This window comes from Rhizobium mongolense subsp. loessense (assembly GCF_900099775.1).
GTDB lineage: Bacteria > Pseudomonadota > Alphaproteobacteria > Rhizobiales > Rhizobiaceae > Rhizobium > Rhizobium loessense.
This window is the reverse complement of record NZ_FMTM01000011.1, coordinates 74041-99275: the sequence shown is the minus strand read 5'-3', so window position 1 is coordinate 99275 and position 25235 is coordinate 74041. Positions and strand designations below refer to the sequence as shown.

21 protein-coding genes, 1 tRNA gene and 1 pseudogene are annotated in these 25235 nt (G+C 59.1%); 11 read left to right on the top strand and 12 right to left on the bottom strand.

Going from position 1 to position 25235, the window contains the following annotated elements; translation table 11 throughout:
* Positions 1-10 precede the first annotated feature (10 nt).
* The 4 genes from tssC to BLP23_RS27000 form a co-directional block, all read right to left on the bottom strand.
* Positions 11-1519, bottom strand: a complete 1509-nt coding sequence (tssC, locus tag BLP23_RS27015) for a type VI secretion system contractile sheath large subunit (RefSeq protein WP_040115642.1) — start codon at positions 1517-1519, stop codon at positions 11-13.
* A gap of 3 nt (positions 1520-1522) precedes the next feature.
* On the bottom strand, positions 1523-2059 hold the full coding sequence (tssB, locus tag BLP23_RS27010) for a type VI secretion system contractile sheath small subunit (protein ID WP_022716281.1): 537 nt from the start codon (positions 2057-2059) through the stop codon (positions 1523-1525).
* A complete protein-coding gene (locus BLP23_RS27005; RefSeq protein ID WP_092587808.1) occupies positions 2056-3219 on the bottom strand; it encodes a type VI secretion system protein TssA in 1164 nt (387 codons plus the stop codon). The genes tssB and BLP23_RS27005 overlap by 4 nt, the downstream gene beginning before the upstream one ends.
* A 93-nt stretch (positions 3220-3312) precedes the next feature.
* Positions 3313-5406, bottom strand: coding sequence for a serine/threonine protein kinase (locus tag BLP23_RS27000; RefSeq protein ID WP_092587807.1), 2094 nt, complete (start codon positions 5404-5406; stop codon positions 3313-3315).
* 162 nt (positions 5407-5568) lie between these two features.
* Here BLP23_RS27000 and tssH point away from each other — a divergent pair, with 162 nt between their 5' ends.
* Entirely contained in the window at positions 5569-8286 is a 2718-nt protein-coding gene (gene tssH, locus BLP23_RS26995) for a type VI secretion system ATPase TssH (RefSeq protein WP_092587806.1), read from the top strand.
* A 37-nt stretch (positions 8287-8323) separates the two neighbouring features.
* Here the strand turns inward: tssH and BLP23_RS26990 are convergent, their stop codons facing one another.
* On the bottom strand, positions 8324-9085 hold the full coding sequence (locus BLP23_RS26990) for an OmpA family protein (protein WP_092587805.1): 762 nt from the start codon (positions 9083-9085) through the stop codon (positions 8324-8326).
* Between the two features lie 119 nt (positions 9086-9204).
* Between BLP23_RS26990 and BLP23_RS26985 the strand changes: the two genes are divergently transcribed.
* The 4 genes from BLP23_RS26985 (at position 9205) to BLP23_RS33875 (ending at position 13676) form a co-directional block, all read left to right on the top strand.
* A complete protein-coding gene (locus BLP23_RS26985; protein WP_092587861.1) occupies positions 9205-9972 on the top strand; it encodes a PP2C family protein-serine/threonine phosphatase in 768 nt (255 codons plus the stop codon).
* Between the two features lie 35 nt (positions 9973-10007).
* A complete protein-coding gene (locus tag BLP23_RS26980) occupies positions 10008-10877 on the top strand; it encodes a M15 family metallopeptidase (protein WP_092587860.1) in 870 nt (289 codons plus the stop codon).
* On the top strand, positions 10874-13375 hold the full coding sequence (locus tag BLP23_RS26975; RefSeq protein WP_233426829.1) for an ImcF-related family protein: 2502 nt from the start codon (positions 10874-10876) through the stop codon (positions 13373-13375). The genes BLP23_RS26980 and BLP23_RS26975 overlap by 4 nt, the downstream gene beginning before the upstream one ends.
* Positions 13376-13511: 136 nt before the next feature.
* Positions 13512-13676 carry a hypothetical protein gene (locus BLP23_RS33875; protein ID WP_167363990.1) on the top strand — a complete coding sequence of 55 codons (165 nt, stop codon included), beginning with the start codon at positions 13512-13514 and terminating at the stop codon, positions 13674-13676.
* 229 nt (positions 13677-13905) lie between these two features.
* Here the strand turns inward: BLP23_RS33875 and BLP23_RS26970 are convergent, their stop codons facing one another.
* Entirely contained in the window at positions 13906-14097 is a 192-nt protein-coding gene (locus tag BLP23_RS26970) for a hypothetical protein (protein ID WP_139187122.1), read from the bottom strand.
* A 27-nt stretch (positions 14098-14124) separates the two neighbouring features.
* On the opposite strand from BLP23_RS26970, the gene BLP23_RS33370 reads away from it, so the two are divergent.
* Positions 14125-14325 (top strand): hypothetical protein, encoded by a 201-nt coding sequence (locus BLP23_RS33370; protein ID WP_139187121.1) that lies wholly within the window; start codon positions 14125-14127, stop codon positions 14323-14325.
* Positions 14326-14708: 383 nt separating this feature from the next.
* On the opposite strand, the gene BLP23_RS26965 is transcribed toward BLP23_RS33370, so the two are convergent.
* The 4 genes from BLP23_RS26965 to BLP23_RS26950 form a co-directional block, all read right to left on the bottom strand.
* Positions 14709-16247 (bottom strand): adenylate/guanylate cyclase domain-containing protein, encoded by a 1539-nt coding sequence (locus tag BLP23_RS26965; RefSeq protein ID WP_233426828.1) that lies wholly within the window; start codon positions 16245-16247, stop codon positions 14709-14711.
* 5 nt (positions 16248-16252) lie between these two features.
* Entirely contained in the window at positions 16253-16618 is a 366-nt protein-coding gene (locus tag BLP23_RS26960; RefSeq protein ID WP_022716292.1) for a response regulator, read from the bottom strand.
* A gap of 14 nt (positions 16619-16632) precedes the next feature.
* Complete coding sequence (locus BLP23_RS26955; RefSeq protein ID WP_233426827.1) at positions 16633-19227, bottom strand: hybrid sensor histidine kinase/response regulator; 2595 nt, start codon at positions 19225-19227, stop codon at positions 16633-16635.
* Positions 19228-19343: 116 nt separating this feature from the next.
* The gene (locus tag BLP23_RS26950) at positions 19344-20090 is read right to left on the bottom strand and encodes a Tll0287-like domain-containing protein (protein WP_092587800.1); all 747 of its coding nucleotides are present in this window, start codon (positions 20088-20090) and stop codon (positions 19344-19346) included.
* Positions 20091-20467: 377 nt separating this feature from the next.
* Between BLP23_RS26950 and BLP23_RS26945 the strand changes: the two are divergent.
* The 3 genes and pseudogenes from BLP23_RS26945 to BLP23_RS26930 form a co-directional block, all read left to right on the top strand.
* Positions 20468-20743 (top strand): annotated as a pseudogene (locus BLP23_RS26945) (IS6 family transposase); the annotation flags it as partial.
* A gap of 215 nt (positions 20744-20958) precedes the next feature.
* Complete coding sequence (locus BLP23_RS33870) at positions 20959-21135, top strand: hypothetical protein (RefSeq protein WP_167363989.1); 177 nt, start codon at positions 20959-20961, stop codon at positions 21133-21135.
* Between the two features lie 175 nt (positions 21136-21310).
* Positions 21311-21490, top strand: a complete 180-nt coding sequence (locus BLP23_RS26930) for a hypothetical protein (RefSeq protein ID WP_092587797.1) — start codon at positions 21311-21313, stop codon at positions 21488-21490.
* A 20-nt stretch (positions 21491-21510) separates the two neighbouring features.
* Here the strand turns inward: BLP23_RS26930 and BLP23_RS26925 are convergent.
* Positions 21511-21586 (bottom strand) — tRNA-Val (locus BLP23_RS26925).
* A gap of 272 nt (positions 21587-21858) precedes the next feature.
* Between BLP23_RS26925 and BLP23_RS26920 the strand changes: the two genes are divergently transcribed.
* Complete coding sequence (locus BLP23_RS26920) at positions 21859-22464, top strand: class I SAM-dependent methyltransferase (RefSeq protein ID WP_092587796.1); 606 nt, start codon at positions 21859-21861, stop codon at positions 22462-22464.
* A gap of 17 nt (positions 22465-22481) precedes the next feature.
* Here BLP23_RS26920 and BLP23_RS26915 read toward each other — a convergent pair whose 3' ends face one another.
* The gene (locus tag BLP23_RS26915; RefSeq protein ID WP_092587795.1) at positions 22482-23210 is read right to left on the bottom strand and encodes a YoaK family protein; all 729 of its coding nucleotides are present in this window, start codon (positions 23208-23210) and stop codon (positions 22482-22484) included.
* 349 nt (positions 23211-23559) lie between these two features.
* On the opposite strand from BLP23_RS26915, the gene BLP23_RS26910 reads away from it, so the two are divergent.
* Positions 23560-25197, top strand: coding sequence for a TIGR04028 family ABC transporter substrate-binding protein (locus BLP23_RS26910; RefSeq protein WP_092587794.1), 1638 nt, complete (start codon positions 23560-23562; stop codon positions 25195-25197).
* Positions 25198-25235 lie beyond the last annotated feature (38 nt).

Sequence of the window (25235 nt, the reverse complement as noted above, 5' to 3'; positions counted from 1 at the left end):
TAAATGTTGTTCAGGACTTCATAGACGGCAGCTCCGATACGAGCCGGAGCGAAGCATTGATGCCTTCTAGCTGGTAGTGGGGCCGCAGATAAAACCGAGCATTGTACCAGCCGGGGCGACCCTCCACGCTGTCAACCTGGACCTCGGCGGCTGCAAGGGGACGTTTTGCGCGGGCTTTTTCGTCGGCAAAGGCAGGGTTGGCGAGAACGTAGCGGTTGATCCACTCCGTCAGCCAAATCTGCATGTCGGCACGTTCCTTGAATGAGCCGATCTTATCCCGAGCGATCGCCTTCAGGTAATGGGCGAAACGGGAAACCGGGAAAAGGTAGGGCAAATTTGCACTCAGCCTCTCGTTGGCCTGAGCATCCGGGTCGACCAGACGGCCGGCTCTCGCTTCGTCGTCTTGCAACGAATGGGCGCCGATGAAGGCAGCAATATCAGTGTTTTTGCGATGGAGGATCGGCATCAGCCCGAGCTTGGCGAGCTCGGCCTCGCGCCGATCGTCAATGGCGACCTCGGTCGGGCATTTCATCGCCACCGTCCCGTCGTCGGTCGGGAAGTTATGGACAGGGAGATTGATCACTGCCCCGCCGTTCTCGACCCCGCGGATTTGCGTGCCCCAGCCGAACAGCTTGTGGCTGCGGTTGATGTTGACCCCCATTGGGAAGGCCGCGTTCATCCAGACATATCGGTGATGGTCGCCCTGGACCTCTTCCTCGAACGCGAAGCCCTTCACAGGAACGGTTTCTGCGCCATAAGGCAGCCTCGCCAGCACCCGTGGCATTGTCAACCCGATGTAACGGGCGTCCTCGCTCTCGCGCAGTGACTGCCATGAGGCATAGGCCGGCGACGACACGATCTGTTGCAGGTCTTGCGGGTTCGGCAGTTCCTGCCAGCTTTCCATGCGGAACAGACGGGGGGCGGCGGCTGCGATGAAGGGGGTGTGCGCCGAGGCGCAGATGCCGGACATGTTGCGGAGGAGACCGGCATCCTTCGGGTGATTTGAGAATTCGTAGGCGCCGATCAGGCAGCCAAAGGGGTTGCCGCCGAGCATCGAGTATTCGTCGGTGTAGACTTTCTTGAATATGGGGCTTTGGTCCCACATCTGACCCTCGTAATCCTCAAGGGTATCAGCCAACTCCTCCTTCGAAATGTTCATGACGCGGATCTTCAACTTCTGATCCGTCTCGGTATTGTTCACGAGGTACCACAGTCCGCGCCATGTCCCCTCCATCTGAAGCACTTCAGGCGCATGGAGAATTTCGTTGGTCTGCTCGGTCAGCAGCTTGTCGATGCCGGCAATCAAGGACTTGATCGATTTGATCGCGTTGGAAGAGATGACGGTCGATTCTGTACGGCCGCGAGCAGCAAGCGCCAGATTTCTGACCAAGGTTTGAAGCTTGTCGCTGTCATCTTTTTTGACCTTGAAGTCCTTTTCCAGAAGTTCGCTGAACTCCTGAAGGTCGACTTCTTTGGCTTCCGTGACACCAACTGCAGCGGTGCTTTCCTGTTCGGCCATGGCTCAGACCTCCGACTTGCTGCTATCTTCGAGCGCCTGATCGGCGATCTTTCCCAACAGGGGCTCGTTGTTCAAAAGTTGCGCGATGCGTTTTTCGGCATCGATGCGGCCATCCATGAATCCGAGCAATTCCTCAAGTTGGCCGCGCATTCTCAAGAGCTCTGCAAGCTGTGGAACTTGTTCGGCAATACGATCCGGCGCGAAATCGGCCATGCTCGTAAAGGTCAGGTCTAGCGCAAGCTCTTCGTCGCGCTCTTCGCCGGCAGGCTGGGGAAGGGTGTTTTTCACGCGAGCTTTGACGCGCGGGCTGAGTGCTTCCATGAAGCGACCGAACCGGTTTGCGTCGGTTTCGACAAAGGAGCGGTCCCGGACGGACTTGCGGGCCTCCGGTGTCTGGGAGGCGCCGGCGAGATCAGCCATCACGCCCATGACGAACGGCAATTCGATGGTGGTCGGGCTGCCGTAAGTTTCGACTTCGTAAGCGATCTGGACGCGAGGCGCCCGGTTTCGTTCAATTACCTTGGCCTTAGTTTCGCTCATTGGTGATCACCTTTCGTCCCAGGGACAGGTTTTTTTCTTTCCGGCACACCGGCCAGAAGCCGGAATTCCTTCAAACCGGAGGGCGCCAGGTCCTCCATGAGTTCCAGAAAATCCATCGGCACCATACGTTTGATCCTGTGCGCCAGATGGGGAATCGGACTCGACGGTTCGGTGCGGTCGTAGAAGGCAATGATGAGGTCGATGCACTTTGTGACTTCCTCGCGCGAGGTGAGCCGCGACGGAAAGACTGCCGGTGCCCCGACGTAAGCCGGAGCTGCGTCAGAGATCGTTTGGGCAGGCGCGGTCTCACGATCGAGCGTTTCCTCGTTTGCAGTATCCTGCCTGGGGCTGGGCTTCGCACGCTCAAGCGTCGAGATCACTCGCTGCAGGAAGCGACTGAGATCCGGCAAGGTCACGCGCACATCCCCGCCGATTCGCCGATTGAGCGATGTCTCGAGGGCTTCCATCGCTGTGGCGGCAGCGTTTGCGCTGACGATAAGCGCGGCCGCCTCGTCCGCGGCTTGTTCCGCAAACGCCGCGCAGCCGGTCCTGACGTGATTTAGTAACTGGTCATGCTCGCTTACGAGCGACGCCTTCTCAGCGTCGCTCAGTCCGGGTGCTGCCTCATTGAGAACGGTTCGGGTGTCGAGAGCACCGCGCTCGAGATCGCGCCCTGTGACAGGGCCGACGCCCCGTGGCGCAAAGAATGTCATCTTCCGAAGATCGCCGAGCAGCCCATCCTTCTCGTTTTGCAGTTGGAGAAGGGCATTCGTCCGGCGCAGGGCTGCATCCCGTGGAGGCAAGCCCTCACGAAGTTCCGGATGCATCGTTTCCCAATGCATGTCGAAGGTTCCGGTAATCAGGTTCAAGCCTTCCGCGAGGCCAGCAAGACCCTGTTCATTTGCAAGGGCGCGTGTCACGATCACGAGGAGCCTCAGATCCCGTCCGTGCGCGCGCAACTCTTCTGATTTTCGAAGGACGATGGACCAATCGACAGGGACCTCGGTCCGTGAGACTGGGTTGTTGCGTTCGTCGCGGCTAATCTCGATCTGCGGTTGCACAAGGCGTTCCAACTCGTGGAATCGCCCATCATTCCGCAAGCTTTCGCCCGACGGGTTGTCGCCGTTCAGTGGACTTAACCAGAGAGCCGAGTTGAACAACAGATCACCCCGTTAACCGACTAGTATTCCCCTACTTTTGCTTTTACCACAACTTCTTGTTCTAGACTAATGGCAGATTTCTTGGACCTGCAATTATTTGCGCGTGTCGATTAACCGGGTCGTCATCGACAGGATCGAGACATGACCGGCCGCTACCACTGCACGCAAATCTTCGGCAAAGGACTTGGTGGACTCGGTTGTTGGCCGAAGCTGCGGGAAAAGCGGCTGGTCGGTCTGCATAGCAATTATCAGAGTTCTGCCGAAGGTGTTGTCGACGGCGAAGGTGAGCTTTGCGGGGTCGGCGGCACCCTCGGCCGTTGGATAGGCGACCCGAATGGTGCGCATGCCATCTGTCACGGTCCCGATCTCGGCGAGTGCATGATCGGGTCTTTTGATGTTCGGAAGAACATTGAAGAGATTGCCGGTGACGTCGGCGATGGCGACCCACAAGTATCCCTTGTCGAGCGCGGCCGGCGCGAGCACGTCGATAACGGGATTGTCGCCAACCGAATAGATGCCCGACATGTTCGGCTCGGATTTGTCGCCATAGCCAAGAACGATCGTCATCTGACCTTGCGGCGTATCCGGCAGCAGCTCTTGAACAACGCACAGCTGGGCGCTGAGTACCGTGGCATCGAAGCGCAGCTCGCGATCTCCGACATGGGGTGCGAGTGCCTGCTGGAGGGCTTCGAGGTCGCCGCTTGAAGCGACGTCTCCTTGGACGGAGATCGTCGACCCGAGGGGAAAGCTGCCGCCCTCCGGTTGTTGAACGCGGAGTGGACCGCAGGTCTCCAGCGGCACGATAAGGGGTTTCAGTTGGTCCGGCGACAGATCTCGCGGACCGGCAGCAATACGGGCGACAGGCTGGTAGCCGGCCGCTCTTGCTGCCGCATTAAATCGTGTGACCGCAGCTTCGCGTCCCGCTTTATCGGGGGCGAGGCCCGTGAGGCGGACCGTTCGATCAGCTATTTCAAGCTTCCACTCGTCGAGCGGAACGGCGGCCGCAACAAAGACATCGACGTCCTGCGCCCACCGTTCGGATGGAGCGCCCTGGGCGAGTGTGAGGGCGTCATGCGGTGGGGGAAGCCCGACCGTGCGGGTAAAGTTCGCTAGGATTGCCTGATGCTGGTCGGCGTCGGGAGCGAAACCGGTAAGCGTGGGCCGCCCTTGCGCGTCCACCCCGGCAGTGAGTTTGTAGGGCGTCGCGATCGGCAGGGCAGTCGGAGACAAGTTATCAAAAACGCCGAGAAACCAAAGTCCGCCGATAGCGGCCAGCGCCGCGAGAGGCAGAATGAGAAGCCATGGTCGCAACCTGGGCCTCGTGTTGCGCCCGCCCGGCCGTGCTTTGGCGTGACCAGGTTGCAGCAACCTTCCGATTTCATTGACGACCGCGGCGGCACTCGGTGGCCGATGGGCCGGGTCAGGCTGAGTGAGGTCGTCGATCACGGTCTTGAGCGGTTCTGGAACGCCCGAGGTGTCAAGCCGGCGCTCCTTATGACGGACGACCTCGCCCGGGCTCCTTCCGACGTCTGGAACCCTTCCCCGAAAGGTTGCGAGCAGCGATGCGCCCAAGGCATAAAGGTCGGAGCGAGGCTCCGCTTGCCCATGCATCTGCTCCGGCGCGGCATATTCGTACTTGCCCGCAAACTCGTTACCGACGATCGTGCGCGCTCCTGTGTTGCTGTCCTTGGCGATACCGAAATCGATAATGACCGCTTCCTCCGGCCTGCCGTCGCGAAGGATGATGTTGTCGGGAGAAAGGTCGCGGTGGACGATCTTGCGCTCGTGCGTTGCGACAAGACCTTCGGCCACTCTGTGTGCCACCACGAGCAGATCCCGCGGGGTAGCCCCGCCCTGCTCGAGCCACTCACTGAGCGGCGTGCCGGCAACGTAGTCCATCACCAAATAGACGTGGCCGTCGCCGGTCTGGCTGCAGTCGGTGTAGCGCACGACCGCGTGATGGGAGATGCTGCGCATCTCCTCCTCTCGCTTCATAAGCTCCAGATAGCCGGCATTTGCCGAGAGCTCCCGCTTCAGCGCCTTAAGCGCCACCACGCGGCCGGTGATCCGATTGCTCGCTCGATAGACTTCACCTGTTCCACCGCGGCCGAGGACACCCTCGATCTCGTAGGTGTTGTTGAGCACCTGTCCTTTGCGGAAGATGTCGCCAGGCAGAGGATCAATCATCTGGAGCCTCCCAGCGCACCCAGTGGGAACCACGCGACATAATATTCATCAAGAACACACGGGTCGAATATTTGTCAAGAATACTCTAATGTGGCACGCTGTGACTAGCGATCGAAGACCAGCGACGCCCTATTCAAGATCACATGATAGGAGCCGACCGACATGCAGCAGAGCTTCAAGCGCAAGGAACTGGTCGGCAAACTCAATTCCGTTTGCTTGCGCGCTTTCAAGGCGGCGGCGGACGCGGCCAAGCTTCGCGGCAATCCCTATGTCGAACTTGTTCACTGGATCGAACAGCTGGCCCTGGTCGACCGCGCAGATTTTCAGCTTATCTTCCACGATGCTGGCGTTGATCTCGGCCGGCTTGCTGCCGATATGGCGAGGGCGATAGACAAGCTTCCCTATGGCGCTACCTCCATCGAGGAGTTTTCCGATCACATCTTTCATGCCATCCAGGAGGCCTGGAGCCTGGCAAGCCTGCAGTTCGGATCTGACGAGGTTCGCGGAGTGCATGTTCTGCTGGCCTGCAGAAAGGTAGCGGTCCTTGACGGGCTTCTGTTGAAGATCAGTACCGAATTCGATCGGATCGAGGCGGATTCCCTTATCCCCCGGCTGGATGACGTGCTGGCCGGATCACTTGAAAATGCAGGCAGGGCCGAAGCTCCAGAGCCGCCGCGGAAAAAACGCCCGGCGGGCGGTGACTCCGCATTGGCGAAATACGCCACCGACCTCACCCGGCGCGCACGCGAGGGCAAAATTGACCCGGTCCTGGGCCGGGATCCCGAGATCCGGCAGATCGTCGATATCCTCATGCGCCGGCGCCAGAACAACCCGATCCTGACCGGCGAAGCCGGAGTGGGCAAGACAGCGGTGGTCGAGGGTTTTGCACTCCGCCTTGCAGAAGGAGATGTGCCGCCGCCGCTGAAAGGTGTGGCGCTACACCTGCTGGACATCGGTTTGATGCAGGCGGGGGCGAGCGTCAAGGGTGAGTTCGAGAAGCGGCTGAAGACAGTCATCGAGGAAGTCCAGGCATCGGAAACTCCGATCATCCTCTTCATCGATGAAGCTCATACACTGATCGGGGCAGGCGGGGCAGCGGGAACAGGAGACGCGGCAAATCTTCTTAAACCGGCATTGGCGCGTGGCGAGCTTCGCACGATCGCTGCAACGACATGGGCAGAATACAAGCAGCATATCGAGAAAGACCCGGCTTTGACCCGCCGCTTCCAGGTGGTCAAGGTTGAAGAGCCTGATGAAGAAGCCGCCATCCTGATGTTGCGTGGTGTGGCAGGCGTGCTGGAGAAGCACCATCAGGTGCAGATTCTGGACGAAGCCATCGAGACAGCCGTCAGCCTTTCACATCGCTATATCCCCGCGCGCCAACTGCCAGACAAGGCAATCAGCCTACTCGATACGGCCTGCGCGCGCGTGGCGGTATCGCAGCACGCGACACCGGCTGAGGTCGAAGATCTTCTGCGGCGCAAGCAGTCTCTCGAGGTCGAGCAGGGCATTATCGGGCGCGAAGCTGCAATCGGCATCGAGGTCGCAGAGCGCCAGTCGAAGGTCGAAGCCTCGCTCGCCGAGACGGAATCGGCGTTGCTTGCCGCAAAGGCTCGCTGGGAAAAAGAACAGTCAATGGTCTCTGAAATCCTCGATCTACGGGCGAGGCTACGGGGAAAGGGAGTTAAGCTTGATGCGGTGCTGGCCGAGGGAGAGGCGGACCCGGAATTGCCGGTGGCCGCTGACGTGGATCTCCCCGAGCAGGAAAGCGGCGATAGAGTGCTCCCGAACCAGGGCGCCGATCTTGCACGGCTCAAGGTGCAAATGGCAGAACTTGCAGGCATTCAGGGCGAGACGCCGCTCATCCTGCTTTCCGTCGACAGGAACGCTGTGGCCTCCGTCGTGCAGGACTGGACGGGTATTCCCGTCGGTCGGATGCTGACCAGCCAGACTGAAAAAGCGCTGCAGCTCGCCGAGGTTCTGGGAGAGCGCGTCGTCGGCCAGGAATTTGCAATGGAATCAATCGCGCGGCGCGTGCAAACCAGCCGTGCGGGACTTGGCTCACCTGAAAAGCCTGTGGGCGTTTTCCTGCTGTGCGGCCCTTCAGGCGTCGGCAAGACAGAGACGGCGCTGGCGCTCGCCGAAGCGCTTTATGGAGGTGAACAGAATCTGATCTCCATCAACATGTCGGAATTTCAAGAGGCACACACAGTCTCCACCCTCAAGGGTGCTCCTCCCGGCTATGTCGGCTACGGCAAGGGAGGGATACTGACCGAAGCCGTGCGGCGGCGACCCTATTCCGTCATCTTGCTTGATGAAGTCGAGAAAGCGCACCCGGATGTGCACGAGATCTTCTTCCAGGTTTTCGACAAGGGAATGATGGATGACAGCGAGGGCCGACGGATCGACTTCAGGAACACCCTTATCCTACTGACGTCGAATGTCGGTTCGGACGTCATCATGAAGCGAACAGACGGCGGCAGGACGCGGCCGCCGCTTGAGGAACTCGAAAGCGCACTGCGGCCGCCACTTCTAAAAGTGTTTCCGCCAGCGTTCCTCGGACGGGTGATTGTCGTGCCCTATTACCCGCTCTCCGATTCAATGATCGATGCAATCACGCAACATCATTTCGCCAAGATCGCGCGCCGACTGCGCGCCAGCCATGACGCCGAACTGGTCATCGGGAACGGGGTTCTGGAATTGATCAAGGCTCGGTGCACCGAAGTTGAATCGGGGGGGCGCATGATCGACGCGATCCTGACAAACACGCTTCTGCCGACGCTGAGCCAAGGCGTTCTGAACTGGGCGCTCGAAGGCAAACGTCTCACCAAGGCCACGGTCGGAGCATCTGCCGAAGGTTTCACCTACGCGTTTGAATAAGAAACGTGCTCCCGCCAGCTAGCAGCTGCGGCCGCCTTTAGCTCACAGCCTGGAATTCTACGCGCCTGTTCTCATCAGCCTTCGGATTTTCCTGGTTGAGAAGAAACTGCTCGCCCGCGCCAACTGCTTCGAGCCGTTCCCGTGCGATGTTGCAATCATCCGTGAAGAAGCGGGTTACCTCCTTCGCGCGCAGTACTGACAGGTGCTGATTGTAGCCTGCGCCTCCGACAGCATCCGTGTGACCGATGATACGGACGAGTTTGATGTCCATGTCCTTTATTACTCCGCAAAGCTTCTGCAGCATCGCCTTTTGCTTCGGAGCTATGGCCGCTGAATCGAAGTCGAAATTTACGCGGACGTTGATCTGGTCGTCAGGCGGCAGCTTCCAGTATGTCTGCGGATCGCCTGTCACCGCTGCGGATACGGCAGTCGCCGGTGATGTCGCCGTCGGTTGCGGATTTGATGGCTGCCCTGCATCGGGGACAGCTGGAGCAGCTTGGGTTCCTTGGGACGCAATGGCTCCAGGGGCAGGGGGAGCTGGAGCGGCTTTGGCTGCGCCGGTTTCGGGCGTGGCAATTGTCACCGGTATGGCCGCGTCCTTGGGCGTCGAATTGGAGTTGGAGTTGGTAAGAACCAGACCACGCGTGGCTCCGAGCCGTGCCGCCTTGAACAACTCGATCTGTCGCTGAAAGCGCTCTTTAAGCGCTGAATCGTTCAATTCCTGCGCACCCAAATCAGTTTGGGTCACGAAGAATAGAGCGAGAAACACCGTCAACTTGGTGGTCAGCAGGCGCTTCATCTTAGGCTCCTTTGGCAAAAAGGTTTCGCCTCCTATGAAATTACTATAGGATGACTTTGGCTGCAACCGATCCGCTAGCCGCTCTCGCGACGGATCGATTTAATGGGGTTCATCCGATCATGACCCCGGATTCTCGGGACAATGCTTCGACGCGGGTGCCTAACCGGCCGGGCAGGCCGCAAGGAGCGGGACTAAGTCATACCGGGCATGTGCGAACAAACAACGAAGACGCGATACTCACCGATCCCTCGGGCGTCCTTTGGGCAGTAGCTGACGGGATGGGCGGCTACGGCCACGGCGACGTCGCAGCTGACCTGGTCATCGAACAGCTCGCCCTAATCCCGCATACTCCCGTTTCCGGCGCTCACCTCGTTGCTGCGCTGCAGTCAGCCAATTCCGCCGTCCGCCGTTGGGCGGCTTCGGCCAACGTGGCACAGATGGGCGCTACAGTGGTCGCGGCACTCATCGACGGCGGAGCGACGACAATCGCTTGGGTGGGAGATAGCCGGGCCTATCGTTTGCGAGGAGATGAGTTGCTGCAGCTCACGCGCGACCATTCTGTCGTGCAGGAACTTCTCGATGACGGGCACCTTAGCCCCGCCGCTGTCCGACAGCACCCGCAATCCCACGTTGTTACTCGGGCAATTGGCGCCGCAGACCGTCTGGACGTGGAATCCGTCGAGGTCGTGCTGGAGCCGGGCGATTTTCTGCTTCTTTGCTCCGACGGATTGACCGATTGTCTTGCCGAGCCCGAGATCATCACTCACTTGAGCGCGCCGAGCCCAGACGCCGCCTGCCGGCGACTGATAGCGGCCGCTCTCGATCAGGGCGCTCCAGATAATGTCTCTGTGGTAGTCGTGCAGATTGACGGAGATGCAGCGCCTTGAGGCCACTAAATCCGATTGCGGCTGTCGTCATTGGGATGAGCGTCATTCTTGCGGCGGCCGTTTTCGCGTTTGTTGGCGACCTGCTTCGGGACACGGACCGTGATTTGAATGCAGGAAGGATCGATCGATTAACTCAACAGCTCGCTCAGCAGGACAGAGAGATCCAGTCGCTGCGAGCTGAACTGAACTCGGTCAAAAGAAAGGTGACGGAACTAGAGGGAAAAGTGAAAGAACTAGCGGCGGCGCCGCGCCCCGAGCCCGTCCCGCCAAGCACCGACGTCACCCCGTCGCCCGGGGAGCCTCCGAGCCAGCAGTCATTTTCGATCGACCAGTTCGGCGGTATGGCGCCGCCCGAGGAGACTGAAAATATGACGGAGCCCATGCAGCTGGCGAAGAAGCGCTTCAACGAGGGTGTCATACGCCCGACACCGGCAGTGCTCCGCCAAATCCTTGGCGAGCCGCGAACTACCTATTCCACAAGCTGCCAGCCGGTCAACAACCCGAAATTGCTGAGAAACCTAGTAACCCGAGAAATAGGACATTTCCGCCTGACGATGATCAAGCCCGCCCTCGATTCGCTGGGGCATATCATGGAGCGCCTCCGAAAGGAGGAGCCGGATATCTATGCCGCGATCGGCACTGCTGGTGCGCTGTGCGCGCGTTATGTGCGAGGCTCGAACAGGTCTGTATCGTCGCATGCCTGGGGCGCGGCTGTCGATCTGACACTCAAGAAGAACCTCGACAGGATGGGAGATAGCAGCACGCAGTTCGGACTTGTAGTGCTCGCAGAGTTCTTCAACGATGCCGGCTGGTATTGGGGTGCTGGCTATACCCGTGAAGATTCCATGCATTTTGAAGTGGGTGAGGCGCTGCTTCGTAAATGGGCCGCGGAGGGCAAACTGTGAGAGACTATCTCCAAGCTCCGGGTCGGGATGGAGCGGGAGCGGACGTGCTTCCAGCATTGGCCGAGCCTCTGCTTGGCCTCGCGAAGCGGGCCGAAAGCGAGAGGCGGCCTGATCCGCAGGAGTTGGCCGCGACCGCGCGCATGCTCGTGGCCGAGTTCGAGAAAGAAGGACGCCGCAGGAACGTTCCGCCGGACTGGATTCTCGATGCGCGCGACGCGCTCGTGGTGTTGCTCGATGTCCGTGTGCGCAGCAATCCGGCGCTGCCCATCAAACGATGGGAGCGTGCGCTCGCGGCCGCTCTTCCGATCAGCCACATGATTGGCGCCGATGATCTCGCCGAAAGGGCGGCCCGGGCGGCGAAAGGGGGGCTCGCGCGGCGTGATCTGGCGCGCTTTCTCGGGCATTGCAGTGAAGCCGTTCAAGCTGCACAGGCGAAGGAGGAGCAGCACAGAACGCGAGCAGATCGGGGCCTTGTCTTTCTTCCGGTGGCTCTGTTCTTTGCGGTGCTGGTGGCCTGGGCCGGGTGGGCCGAATGGCAGTTTCGCGAGCGGCTGCTGGCACAATTGCCCGACGTGCGGAGCGTTGTGGAAGCAGGAAAGGCGGCCACGCCAGCCGCGCGGGCAGCTCAGCTCGATGCCTTCGTGGCGGCGGTCCGGCTCGTTGAGCAGGATGCCACCCGTTCGCCGCTTGGCCTCATTCACCATATCGAGATGGTCGATCCAGCTGCAGCAGCGCGCCGTCGCTATGGCGAGGCGGCCGAAGCCTTGGTTGCCGAGCCGCTCGCCGAGGCGCTGGCTGTTGCGCTTGCCACGGAAGGGGAAGCCAATGCGCTCTACGATTCCCTCCGCGCTTTGTCGACACTGAAAGGGACATCGGACTGGCAGCCCAGGTTTCTGGGGGGCTGGGTCGCCGATCGCGCCGAGAGCTTCCCCGAACTTGCTTTGCTGGCCGAGCATGTTGCTGCCATGCCCAAGCCGCAGCCGGGGCTTCCATCTCCGGATCCCGAAACGATCGCCCAGGCGCGGCAATTCGCTGCTGAAGGCTTGGCCAGTGAGCGGGCCTTGCTCGAACTGGCACGTGCCGAAAAGACGGCAGCTGTTCCTCCCTGGTCTCTCAGTCAGGCAGCCCCCGGTCTCGACACGATCTTGATCCACCGGTCAGGCCTGCCGAGCGCGCGCGGAGTCCCCGGTCTCTATACGGAGGCTGGATGGAACTATGCGAAGTCGGGCACCGCTGATGCGATCCGCCGGGCAACGTCCGAAGCCGCAAAGCTGCTCCCCTCGGGCGGCGGCACGACGACCACGGAAGCGGTGATGGATCTCCTTCAAAAGCGTACGCTTGAGGTGTGGACGCAGTATCTGGGTGAGCTTCGCGTGAGGGCGTTCACAGACCAACCCACTTCTGTCGTGATCAGCGGTGGGCTGAGCGCACGCAACTCGCCGCTCTCGGCGCTTATCCGCGAGGCATGGCGTCAGTCCGGCGGGACCGACCGGAGCCGAAGCCACGCCAACCAGCTTCGGGTCGCAGCGGCATTGGGTCCGGCTATCCAGTTCGTGGAGCAGGGCCGGATGTCGGAAATCTCGCAGCTCTTTGTCTCGCTGAACGTGGCTCTCTCCGTCCTCGATGCGGATGCGGAGATCGGCAAGAAATCCCTCATGGACGCACAGGAGCGCGCCAACTCGATCGTTGCCCTGCAGCAAGCCCCGCTGCTGGTCGTGCAGATCGTCGAGGACGTGATCGCTCAGACGGCTACCCCAAAAGTGCCCGAGGTTCCTGCGGATCATGTCCCAAAGCAGGCAACCTCGGCACCGCAACCTGCACAGCCATCACAATCACCTTGGGGCTCTGAGGTTGCGGCCGCCTGCCAGGCCGCCGTGAGCGGCCATTATCCGTTCTTTGATGGGCCTGATGCGGACATGGCCGAAGTCGCGCGGATCTTCGCGCCGAACGGCACCATAGAAAGGTATTTCCGGGCGCAACTGGCGCACTTGATGGACACGTCGACGACACCGTGGCGGTGGAAGCCGGAAGCGCGGCTTTCAGGCTATTCACCCGAAAGCGCGGCCTTTCTCCAAAAGGCGGTTGCCGTTGGCGAGGCCCTTTTTCAAAAGGGAGCATCGCCCGACGTCCCGATTGCGCTGGAGGCTCTTGCCCAACGAGGAGCCGCGACTGTCTCGATCGGCGGCGCTCATGCCCCGGTCATCACTTCCGGCGAGTCGGTCACCTTGAACTGGCCGGGAGCCTCGCCCGCGCAAGGCTTTGAGATATCCTTCGATACAGGTCCGGCGCTTGAGAAGAAGAGCGCACGCGGTCCATGGGGCCTGTTGCGGTTTTTGGATGGGTCGCGCTTGCGGCCCCGCGAGGCCGGCCGACGGTTCCTGATCGATGTCCGGGCCAAGAGCGCGCGCGCCTATCTTCAGATGTCCTTCGCAGGAGCTGCCAACCCGGTGTCGGTACGCTCACTGATGCGCGGCTTGACCTGTCCATTCACGCTCTGAATGCAATATTCGAATTTTTGCGCATAATACCCGCGCGGTTGTGTTCGAGCCGTCGCCGCGCCGCATAAGCAATTGATGTTATTTAGAAAAATTGTGGGCGATGAGATACCGCACGCCGAAGCGATGGAGTGATGCGATGCAGCGTCGCTTTGGTTTGAACTTCGGCCGGTTCTTGGAATGGATAACCGAGGATGTCAGCGAACAGGCGACGACCGCCGAAATGCGGCGGCGAGGGGCGGGTGAAGCTTACCTGATCGACCGCATGCATGCCGCCGGGATGATCGTCGGAGATGGGCGGTGATCCGGCGAGCGCGGCGGCGGGTCCTTCCCAGTTCCCACTCCCTTCCGGGCCGGGGCGACCCCGAGATTTCGCTAGTGACGCAGCCTGGGAAACTGACTTGACCAACTTGATCGAAGGCGAAATTGCCTCGACTGAACCGGAGTTTAAACGATGAGTGACGATGCAAGCGGCGCGATCTGGATATCGATCAAGGATCTTGCAGAGCGGAAAGGCGTCTCGAAGCAAGCGATTATCGCAGCGCGTCAAAAATCTTGAGGCCGCAGCCCTTCTGGAGGTCCGGCAGAACGGTCGCTTTCCAGAGGTCGACCTGGTTGCGTATGATCGAGCAGTAGGCCAGACCGGCGATGGTTTTCACGAACTGGGCGCGGAGACGAAGCGCTCCGGCAGTAAGTAAGAAAGCCGGGAAGTGCATGCGGCGCATGCCAATCGCGTCACCTTTGAGGCTCGATTGAAGGCGCTCGATCTGGCCGAGGGAATGGGAAACCTCCTTCCGGTCAAGGGCGAGCATGGCCTTGAAACAGCGATGATCAAAGATAACCAGCTATGGTCAGGTACCGAAGTACCGGCAAGATCGAGGTATTTGAAGCTCTTCGAAACAGGGTTGGAGCTGAAAGAATTTAATTTCAAGCTGCGGGTCATAAAGCGTTGAGCAGAGCCAGCTTCTTGTTCTCCCTGAGATTACCATGTCGATTTAGCGCGTTTGGCTTCGATCCCGTTTCGACGACGGCAGAGTCAATGTTTTCGATAAGTCAAAGCTGCCATGCGGCTGCCGGCAGCAGCGCCACTCCAGACACCGCTGCTGCAAAGTCCTGGGATGCCAACACTAGCCCAGGAACCGGCGACTTGTTACTCCAACCGATCGGTGCCGGAAGGAGCCATGACTCCGGCAACAACGCTAGGACAGACACCGTTGTTGCAAAACTGCTGGATGACTAGCCAGCAGACCGGCAGTCAATGAGTTCCATAATCCGATGACGCTTGCAATGGGCGTGCAGTCACGCGCGATATGATCGATCCCCATGTGTGGGCTCATCAAATTAGGTAGGTGATGTATTTTCCTATGCCTCGAATCTCCATAACTTCTTGATGGACATCCATGCAGCTCGATCCGAGCGCCTCGAACGTGCTTTGCGATATCTGAATTCGTCCGGGGATACCGTAGGATTCCATGCGGCTGGCAAGGTTTACCGTATGGCCCCATACATCGTAGACGAACCGTTTTCGGCCGATCAGACCGGCAATTACCGGCCCGCTGTTTATGCCAATTCGCAGGCTGAGCGGAGGCTCCGGACCGGTGGTTCTAGCCATTTCGACCAGCAACGCCCTGGCAAAGGCAACCGCTGCCTGCGCATGGTCCGGGCGAGGGTCCGGCAACCCGGCTGCCGCCATATAGGCATCGCCAATGGTTTTGATCTTCTCCATGCCATACTCGTCGGCGAGTTCATCGAAGCGCGAGAACAGCGCCCCGAGCCTGCGCACCAAAACAGTTGCCGGGGTTCGTGCGGCAAACTCCGTAAAATTGACGATATCAGCGAAAAGGATGGTCGCCATCTCAACGCGGTCGGCGATCACCTCCTCGCCTTCAGCAAGCCGCTTGACGACCTGCCCCGGAAGAATGGCATGAAGCAGCGCATTGGCCCGCTCCTTCTCGAACTCGATCTCGGAGAGATAGCGCCTCTCACGCTCGCGCCAGCGGCTGCGTTCAAGGCACGCCTTAATCCGCGCGCGCAAGAGGACTGGATCGATCGGCTTTGGAAGATAGTCTTCAGCTCCAGCCTCGATGCAGCGGACGACCGCATCGTAATCTTTGAGGCCCGAAATCATGACCACAGGAATCTCGCGCCAGCGCCTGTTCGATTTAAGATGGCCGAGAAGTTCGATGCCGTTCATGTCCGGCATCAGAATGTCGGCCAAAGCAAGATCGAATTTCTGCGTTTCCAGAATCCGCAGTGCCTCCGCGCCCGAACCTGCGACGACAACTGCATGTCCGTCGCGTCCAAGGCGCCTGGCTAGGAGATCACGGCTTGACATCGTATCGTCGACGACCAGGATGCGGCCAACCTTCTCGGGCGATGCTGACGACCGGGCTGCCATGGTTCGTACGAAATCCGCCGCGAGCGTCGCATCGGCCTCGTCTGACGTCTTTTCATCCGAATAGAAAGAGGAAGTCTCTGGCGCTTTATCGAGCTGCGCCAGTAGACGGCGGCTTTCGTCAATGATCCTTGATATGTCCGCGACGAGTCGTTCTGACAAGGAACCATCGAAGTCCTCCATGACCATTTCAGAGTAGCCGAGAATCGCATTCATCGGCGTTCTGAGATCATGCCGCAACAGCGAGATGCTTCCGGTCTCGGAAGGCTGGGTGCCCAGGAGCCCCTCAATCAACGCATTCAGTTCCCGGGCGGCACGGAGCACATTCTCCAGATCAGGCAACGCCTCGCTCGGTCCCTGCCGGCGCACTTCTTCGATGATCAATTCCTGATAGCCGAGGATCGCCTGCGCCGGATCGGCGATTTTTTGCGCGATTCTGGCAATCTGTACCCGATGACCGATATCTGCAGACTGGACCACGGCCATCACCCTCCGGTCAAACGGGAGATCTTTTCGAGCAGTCCCGGGAATTCGATGGGTTTGGTGTCATAGTCGTCGCAACCGACATCCATCGCTTTTTGACGGTCACCGACCATGGCATGTGCGGTAAGGGCGATCACGGGGATATCGGCGGTGGCGGGATTTTCCTTGATGCGCCTTGTCGCTTCCCAGCCATCGATGACCGGCAGGCTCATGTCCATCAGGACCAGATCGGGCTGCGCGTCCACGGCCGCCTCCACGCCAGCAAGACCGTCGGTCGCGACGATCACTTCGTATCCCCGACGTTCCAGCCGGCGGGAAAGCATGTCGCGGTTCATCTCATTGTCTTCTACGAGGAGAATCTTGACCATACTGTTCGCGCTCCTCAGGCATCCTCGCTCAGTGGCACGTGCCGCTTCAAAGCCGCTATCAGTTCGGCGCGGCCTTTAGCTCCCTTTCGAATAACCTCCTTCGCCCGCACGCCAAGCCAATCCAGCTCATCGCGGGTTAGATCCTTCGATGTGACGACAACGATCGGGAGATCAGAAAGGTCCTGTCTTTCCTGAATGGCACTCAGCAGCCCGAAGCCGTCCATATTCGGCATCATTAGATCGAGCACCATGATTGACGGGCGCCCGGCGTCGAGTTGCTCCAGCCCGCCCCGTCCATCGGCAGCCTCGCGAACGCGCCAGCCTTCGCGAAGGAGGACCCTGCGAAAGAGCTCACGCGTCGCCGGGTCGTCATCGACCACAAGCACGTCATGCCGCCTATCGCCTGCGACAGCATTCAATGTGTCGACGAGTTGTCGCGGATCGATCGGCTTGATCAGGTGGTCGGCGGCACCGAATGCCAGGCCCATCTCGCGATCCCCCACAACGGTCGCGAGGATGACCGGTATGTGGCGAAGCGCTGCATCCGATTTGATTTCGCGCAGCACCGACCAACCATCCTGTCCGGGCATGATCACGTCCAGGATGACGGCATCCGGGTGTAATTTCCGCACTCTTGCCATGCCCTCCTCACCGCCCCTGGCCTCCACCACCTTAAATCCTGCGCCGCGGATGGCGTCTGAGACAAACTTGCGCGCCTTGGCTTCGTCGTCGATGACGAGAACCGTTCCGTGGGTTTGCACCTCCTCCTGCGCCTCATTTTGCGGCGGGATCTCCTCGATCTCCCGCGCCCTGCAGATAGCCGGTATCTTGAAGCGAAAGGTCGACCCTTTTCCGAGTTCGCTCTCTACCTCTATGGTTCCACCCATCATCCGGACAAAATGCTGGGTAATCGCCAGGCCGAGACCGGTTCCGCCGTAGTTTCGCGTGGTCGAGGAATCGACCTGCACGAACGCCTGGAAGAGCTTTGCCTGCTGCCGCTCTGTCATGCCGATCCCGTCGTCGCTGACACTAAACTCCAGCCAGTCACCATGCCGATCGGACTTGCGCGTCACGGTTAGCAGGATCTCGCCGTGGTCGGTGAACTTGGCAGCATTTGATAACAGGTTGAACAGATTCTGCCGGAGCTTGGTCTTATCTGTCTCGACCTCGTCCGGCTCAATCGAAACCTTGAGCGTCAGCCGATTGCCTTTTTTTGCGACCAGCGGCGCAACGGTGCTTTCCACATCGCTGAGGAGCTGCATCAGACTGAAACGTTCGACATAAAGCTCCATCTTCCCCGCCTCGATTTTCGAGAGATCGAGAACATCGTTGATCAGGGCCAGCAGATGGCGCCCGGACGCCATGATTTTTCCAAGGTCGGCAACAAGGCCCGGCTGCGCCAAGTCATTTGCATCTTCAATGAGCATCTCGCTATAGCCAATGATGGCATTCAAGGGCGTACGCAGCTCATGGCTCATGGAGGCGAGGAAGCGGCTCTTTTCTTCACTTGCGACCTCTGCGCCTTGCCTGGCCTCTTCCAACTCTACCTGGCGCTGTTTCAAGTCGGTGATATCGGTGTAAACGGCGATCGTGCCTCCTTCGGGAGTTTTACGCTTGGCGATGCGAAGCCATGTTCCATTGTCGAATTGCCGCTCGATCATACCTTGCGGGTCCCGGTGGCGCCGGATCGCCTCTTGCACCCAGGTCTCCAAGCCGGCGGCGCCGATCTCGGCCGTGGCGCGCTTCGCCTGCGCGCGCGCAATATCCTCGAAGGGCCTTCCGGGCGTCATGAGCTCCGCAATATCCGGGAATATCTCGAGATAACGTTGGTTGACCAGGACCAGCCTATCCTGCGCATCGAAGAACGCGAAACCATCGGGGATGGTCTCAATTGCCGTCGTGACGGTATTTCGCTGCCGCACAGCGGCCGCTTCGAGGATACGGCGCTGGGCCTGGCTTTCGCGCAGCAGCCGCAGCGTCGTTGAAAGCCTCCCGAACTCGTCGTTTCCCTCCGGTGGCAGTTCGACATCCTCCTGCCCCTCCGTCAGCTGGACCATCGCTTTGTCGACGCGGGCGAGGGGAACCAGTATTGACCGAAGCACCAGCCAGGTCATAATTGCGCCCGCTATCGTTATCAGTGCAACCGCAATCAAAGCTCGAGTGTAGGTATTCCTCGCTGCCGCGGCAGCCGCATCACGTGCCCCATCCGCCTCTGTCTCAAGGCGTTCTTCGAGCCCCTTCAGCACGGTGTCGATCTCATCGCTGAATTTCCTGGCGGCGGCCAACTGCGTGTTTCCGATGACCCGATTGCCCTCCGTATAGGCGTCGACGGCCTCCATCGCCTTTGCGTAATAGGCCTTCGAACCCTGATCGATGGTGCCGGCGGCATCCGGCGCAAAAGCCCTGATGTGGGCCAGATTCTCCTCCAGCGCGTCACGTGCTGCTTCGGCTCGCCGCTCTGACAGTGTCAGCAGGCTGACCGACAAGTCCGTGAGCCAATAGCGCATCTCGCCAAAATGCCGGTGCGCCCGTACGGCCGCATCGAACATGTGAAAGCGCGCATTCGCTTCCTCCACGCGCCGCTGGTTCTCAAGAAGATCGTGTGCCATGAAAGCAACGCTCAACAACAGGGCACCGAGCAAGCCAGCGGAGAGACAAACGAGGCGGATCGAAATTTTCCGATCCATCAGACGGTTGAATCTAATGCGAATGAGATTCATGGCGCTCATCTGAAGAGCATGATGCTGATCGCACCCCCCAAATCGCCCTCGGCGGCGCCCTCTTTCGGATAGCCGGACACATCGATCTCGCCCTTGGGCTGGCCATGGCATGTCAGGCAGGATGGGGAATAATATTCGGGAATGAGCATACGAAACGCCTGACGGCCATCCATTTCGCTCTCCTCGACAAAGGGCTTGCCCTTCGGCCAATCCGCGGACTGGAATTTGCTCTCGATGACGTCCCGCTCCCAATCGTCGGGAAGCGCCTTTCTATTGCGCACGAGGTCTTTTGGGGCCGTGACCTTTATCTTTGCCCTTTCGCCGACTTTTTTCTCCAGACGTTCGTTGACGAGGCGGGCGAAAGTGGCGGGGATAAATCCTTTAAAGCCCACGCCCTTGGCATTAATGACTACCTGGTTTTCGTCGACAATTTCCCGTATCGCTGCAATTTGAGCATCGAACAGTTGTTTCTCCGCCGGCGTAAAGCTCTCGTCCGGCAACGAGTGTTCGTTGTTCTTGCTATAGAGGGCTAGCGACTCTTCGACCACGCGTGCGCCAGTCAGATTTTTATCTCCGATCGATTCATCGTTGATCAAACCCTGATGGCTTGAGATGACGCTGCGACTGGCACGTACCAAGGCGGCGAGCCGCTCCCCTGTTGCCACGTCGGCCTCGTTCGCAACACCATAGGCTACAGGAACGCACAAGGCGGCCATTGCCAGAAGGACGGCGCATCTTAGGCCGCGATGCATAATACGCCTCATATTACATCCATGATTTTACAAGTATATCAAATGCACCTAAAATTAAAAACTCGTTTTCATGCCTATACTTCAGCGGTCTTGTGGTCGCGATAGCCTCATTGAACGGCGCTTGAGAAGCTGGTGAACCTCGTCGTCAATTCGGGAACCTGAAATAAGTCGGAACCAGGTGTCGGAGCGCTGCCGAAAATGCCAGCAAATCCTGAAATCAGACAGTAGGCGACCGAACTTGGCCCAGGCGGACCCCAAGTCGTAGGAGTCCTGACGGTGCTGTCACGTTGATTTCGATTTAACAGTTGACTGTTAGGTCGGGCAGGATGAGCTTGCCGACCGTGAATTAGAAGCACCATCGTTTTCCGCCACAGGTCATCGCTCGGGCAGTTTGGCTGTATTTCCGGTTTCCGCTGAGCCTGCGATTGGTCGAGGAGATGCTGTTGGAACGCGGCGTCGTTGCTTCCTATGAAACCACCCGCCGATGGGGCCGGAAATTCGGCCCCGCCTATGCGCGGCAATTGCGCCGCAAGAAACCGTCGCATCGTGACGTCTGGCATCTGGATGAGGTCGTGATTACCATCGGCGGGCGAACACATTGGCTTTGGCGCGCGGTTGACCAAGGCGGATACGTTCTCGATGAGATCGTACAAGAGGTCTCCAGCGTTTCATCAACATCTTCTCAGCGCTGGCCATCCATATCCACCGCCTCAAGACCATGGCGGAATGGAAAGCCGTAACCGGAATGCGGGCCTAAATTAGGTCCCGCTGCTCAAGCTGACCTTTTTCAAACAACGTGACAGCACCGATCGACCAGTATCGCGCGTTTCATTCGATCGGAAGCAGGCCGCGCCTCGCGATGGAGATCATGATCAACATCGGCGCGCGGCGCTCGGACGCGGCGAAGATCGGCCCGCGAAACGAAACTACGATCAAAGACAAACGCTGGCTGCGCTTCACGGCTTTCAAAAACCGCAACCGATTCCCGGTGACGATCGAAGCGCCGATGACCAAGATCTGCAGGCGGTTATCGCGGCGACCGTGATTGGCCGCGATGCCTATCTGATCACTTCATTTGCAAAACCGTTCGTCACAGAAGGTCTCGGCAACAAAATGCGCGAATGGTGCAACGACGCGGGCTTGCCGCACTGCTCGTCGCACGGTCTCGGAAGGCGGCAGCTGTTGCTCTGGCAGAGAGTGGCGCAACGGCTTCCGAGCTGATGGCGATCTTCGGTTGGACCAAACTGAAGACAGCGCAAATCTACGTCGAGAAAGCGAACAAGCGGCGGATGACGGCGAACGCCTTTGACCGCCGAGAGCAGTACTCGAGCGAGCAAAATGTCTCACTTTTGCCGCCCAAAAATGTGGGTGAGACAAACGAGGGAAAAAGCGATGAATAATCAAATAGGAAAAAATGGAATGGTGGGCGATGAGAGACTCGAACTCCCGACATCCTCGGTGTAAACGAGGCGCTCTACCAACTGAGCTAATCGCCCCTCGATGCCGCAGCATCCAGCGTGAAGGCTCTCTAGCGATATCGGCGCAGAACTGCAAGACCATTGCCGGGTTTTTTCTCCAAATTTTTCGAACCGGCAATCATCAGCCCATGTGCACTACGGGCACGCTCAGATTATTGTGACCGTCAAGGGCAGTTCCTCTTGTCTCGCAAGCTTTCGTGACGCCGGACTTGCGTATAGAGATGAGCTGCGTCGCGGCACGTTCTGGTGTCGTGTCGCGACCAACAAATCATTCCGCACTGGAGCACAGAGTGAAAACGCGCGAAGAGCGGCTGCGTCTGAGGAGCAGCACACCTCGAACAAGGCTTGATTTTGTCCATACCGAAGGCGCCAAGCTGCTGCCTGATCGCAATGAACTTCTCTATCGTCTGCCCAATCATGCGGTTGCGGCCGAGATTGGCGTCGCTGAAGGAGAGTTCACGTCTGAAATCCTCAAGCGGAATCGCCCCGAAAAACTCTTCCTGATCGATCCGTGGGGGATGGATCGATACTCCGCGGGCATGGCGACGGTGAGCGAGAAATTCGCCGGCGAGATAGAAGGCGGAACGGTGGTGATCCGGCAGGGCACGTCGCTTGAAGCTCTCAGCACGTTTGACGATGGTTTTTTCGACTGGGTTTATATCGACACGGATCATTCCTTCGAACTCACCTGGAAGGAGTTGGTCCTGTCAAACAGCAAGGTCAATCGCGGCGGGCGAATTGCCGGCCACGATTTTTGTACCGGCAACACCGTAAAGCCGATCGTCTATGGCGTCGTGGAAGCCGTCAACAAGTTCTGCGCGGAATACGGATGGCGCTTCGAATACCTGACGCTGGATCCGGATGCGCATTTTTCCTTCTGCCTGCAGCGCCTTTGATGCACCAGCCACGTAAGTCACGGGGCCTGTGCCCGCTGCTGCCGCACCCGGAAAATGCCGGTCATGGCAATCGCCAGCAGTAGCGCGGCAGTGGCGATAAGCAACAAGCCGCCGGCGGAGCGATAGACGAGGACGCCCACGATCCCGCCGGATAGGAACGCTAGGATGGTTTGGACATGTAAAAGGAGCTTGGCGCGGTCATACTGCGCCTCGCTGGGTCGCTCCCGTCCGCGCAGGATGTCAAACGCCATCCCAAGCTCGATGCCGACATCGGTCGCCATTCCCGATATATGGGTGGTCCTTACCCGGGCGTTGGAAATGCGGGTGACGACTGCGTTTTGAAGGCCCATGAGAAAGGCAAGGCCGATCACCAGAACCGGGGCCCGCCATTGTCCAAGCAGCCAAAGGTCGGCACAGCCGAGTATCGCAAGCAATATCCCCTCGGTCAGAATGCTGTAGGCGTAGATGGCATGTATGTTGCGTCTGCGGCCGGCATTGATGAGCAGCGTCGAGACGGTGGCGCCTAAGATGAAGGTGACGATGATCGCAAGGTAGAACAGGGCGGAAAACCACGCGCCGACGGCGATGTGGTCGGAAAAGGTGGAGATGTTTCCGGTCATGTTCGCCGAAAAGAAGCCGACCGCGTAAAAGGCGGCCGCGTTGAGCGCGCCGGCGATCGCCGCAAGATAGGAGGCGAGCTTCCTGTCAATCTGTTCGTTGCGTTCGTGCCCCTGGCGGATCAGCATGGTCGGTCTTCAACGTGGCGGGCTCGGGTCAATGCTCGGACGAAAAGGTCAATGGGACGTGAAACCTCGATGCGGTCGGGCTTTTTGACGGTCGCCGAGAGCAGAGGGATCTCACAATCCATCCACTTTTCAGTTCTATCGCCTGAAAACTGCACGTCAACACGGTCGACAGCTCAGATGCGTTTCACTTTTCGGCTGGCGCATTTGCCTCTCCATGCCGGATATTGCCGGTTTTATCCCCGCGCGAGTTCTTCATTTCCCCTTCCGGGAATAAAATAGAACATCAATTCTATGGATTAAAACATGAAAATCATATCCTTCGGCCATGTTCCATCCGAGGGAAATAGACATGAGCTTCACAAATTTGGGCGCAGCCGCATTGATTGGGGCATTGTCGTTTACGACTTCCGCTTCCGTGGGCATTGCGGACGATGCGGCCAAGCCGGTGACGGGCGGCACGCTGATCTATCTCGAGCAGCAGGCGCACACCAATCTTTATCCTCCGGCCGGCGGTTTTTACCCGAATGGCGGCGTGCTCAATCAGATTACTGATAAATTGACCTACCAGAATCCGAAGACGCTCGAGATCGAGCCCTGGATCGCGGAATCCTGGACGGTCAACGAGAATGCGACGGAATATACCTTCAAGTTGCGCGAAGGCGTGACTTTCTCGGATGGGTCGCCGCTCGATGCGAATGCGGTTGCGAAAAACTACGATACCTTCGGTCTGGGCAACAAAGCGTTGAAGCAGCCGGTTTCGGAAGTCATCAACAATTACGACCATTCCGAAGTTATCGACCCGCTCACCGTAAAATTCTACTTCAAAAGGCCATCGCCGGGATTCCTGCAGGGAACGTCGGTTATCGGCTCCGGCCTTGTTTCGCCGACGACGCTGGCTTTGCCGTTCGAGCAGCTCGGGGATGCAACCAAGATCATTGGCTCGGGCCCCTTTGTCGTCGAAAGCGAAACGCTCGGCAAGGAACTCTCGCTGAAGGCGCGCCAAGACTACAACTGGGGTCCTGCAAAGTCTGAACATCAGGGCCGCGCCTACCTCGACGGCATCAGATATGTCATCACCGGAGAAGACAGCGTGCGCATCGGCGCACTGCTTTCCGGCCAGGCGGATTTCATCCGCCAGGTGCAGGCCTATGACGAAGAGCAGGTCGAAAGCCAGGGGTATAAGATCTATGCGCCGCCAACGCGTGGCGTGAACAACAGCGTCGTCTTCCGACCAGACAACCCGCTCGTTGCCGATCTGCGCGTCAGACGGGCGCTGCTGCATGGCACGAATACGCAGGAAATCGTCTCGACGCTCTTTTCCGCCAACTATCCGCAGGCAAAATCGATCATCGCTTCGACCGCGCAGGGCTATGTCGATCTGTCCTCGAAGCTTGCCTACGACCCTGCCGAAGCCGCAAAGCTGCTCGACGACGCCGGCTGGAAGACCGGTGCTAATGGCGTGCGTGCGAAAGACGGCCAGCAGCTAATCTTGACAGCCTATGAATCGCCGCCGCAGCCCCAGAACAAGGCAACGCTACAGCTTGTCGCGCAGCAATGGGCGAAGCTCGGCGTGACGCTCAATGTTCTTGCAGGCGATGCCGGCAGCAAGACCGTCGATGATCTCGATCCGGAAAAGACGCCCGTTTCGCCGGCGATGGTCGGCCGCGCCGATCCCGACGTCATCAAGAGCCAGTACTATCCGAAGAACCGCGACGTGCTTCGCCAGAAGGGCGGATTGAGCGACAAAGTGAAGTCCTTTGCAGACGGCAGGCTGAACGGCTTACTTGAGCAGCTTTCGTCAGAACCAGATCGCGCCAAGCGCCTGACGATTGCCGGCGAGGTTCAGAACTACGTGATCGATCAGGCCTATGCCATCCCGATCTTTGAAGAGCCGCAGGCCTTTGCGGGCGCCCCTTATGTGCAGGGGGTAGCCTTCGAGGCGGTCGGCCGCCCGAGCTTCTACAGCATCTGGCTTGCTGAACACTAAGCGGCCGAAAGCCTGGCAAGATCCGGGCTGGTTCGCTG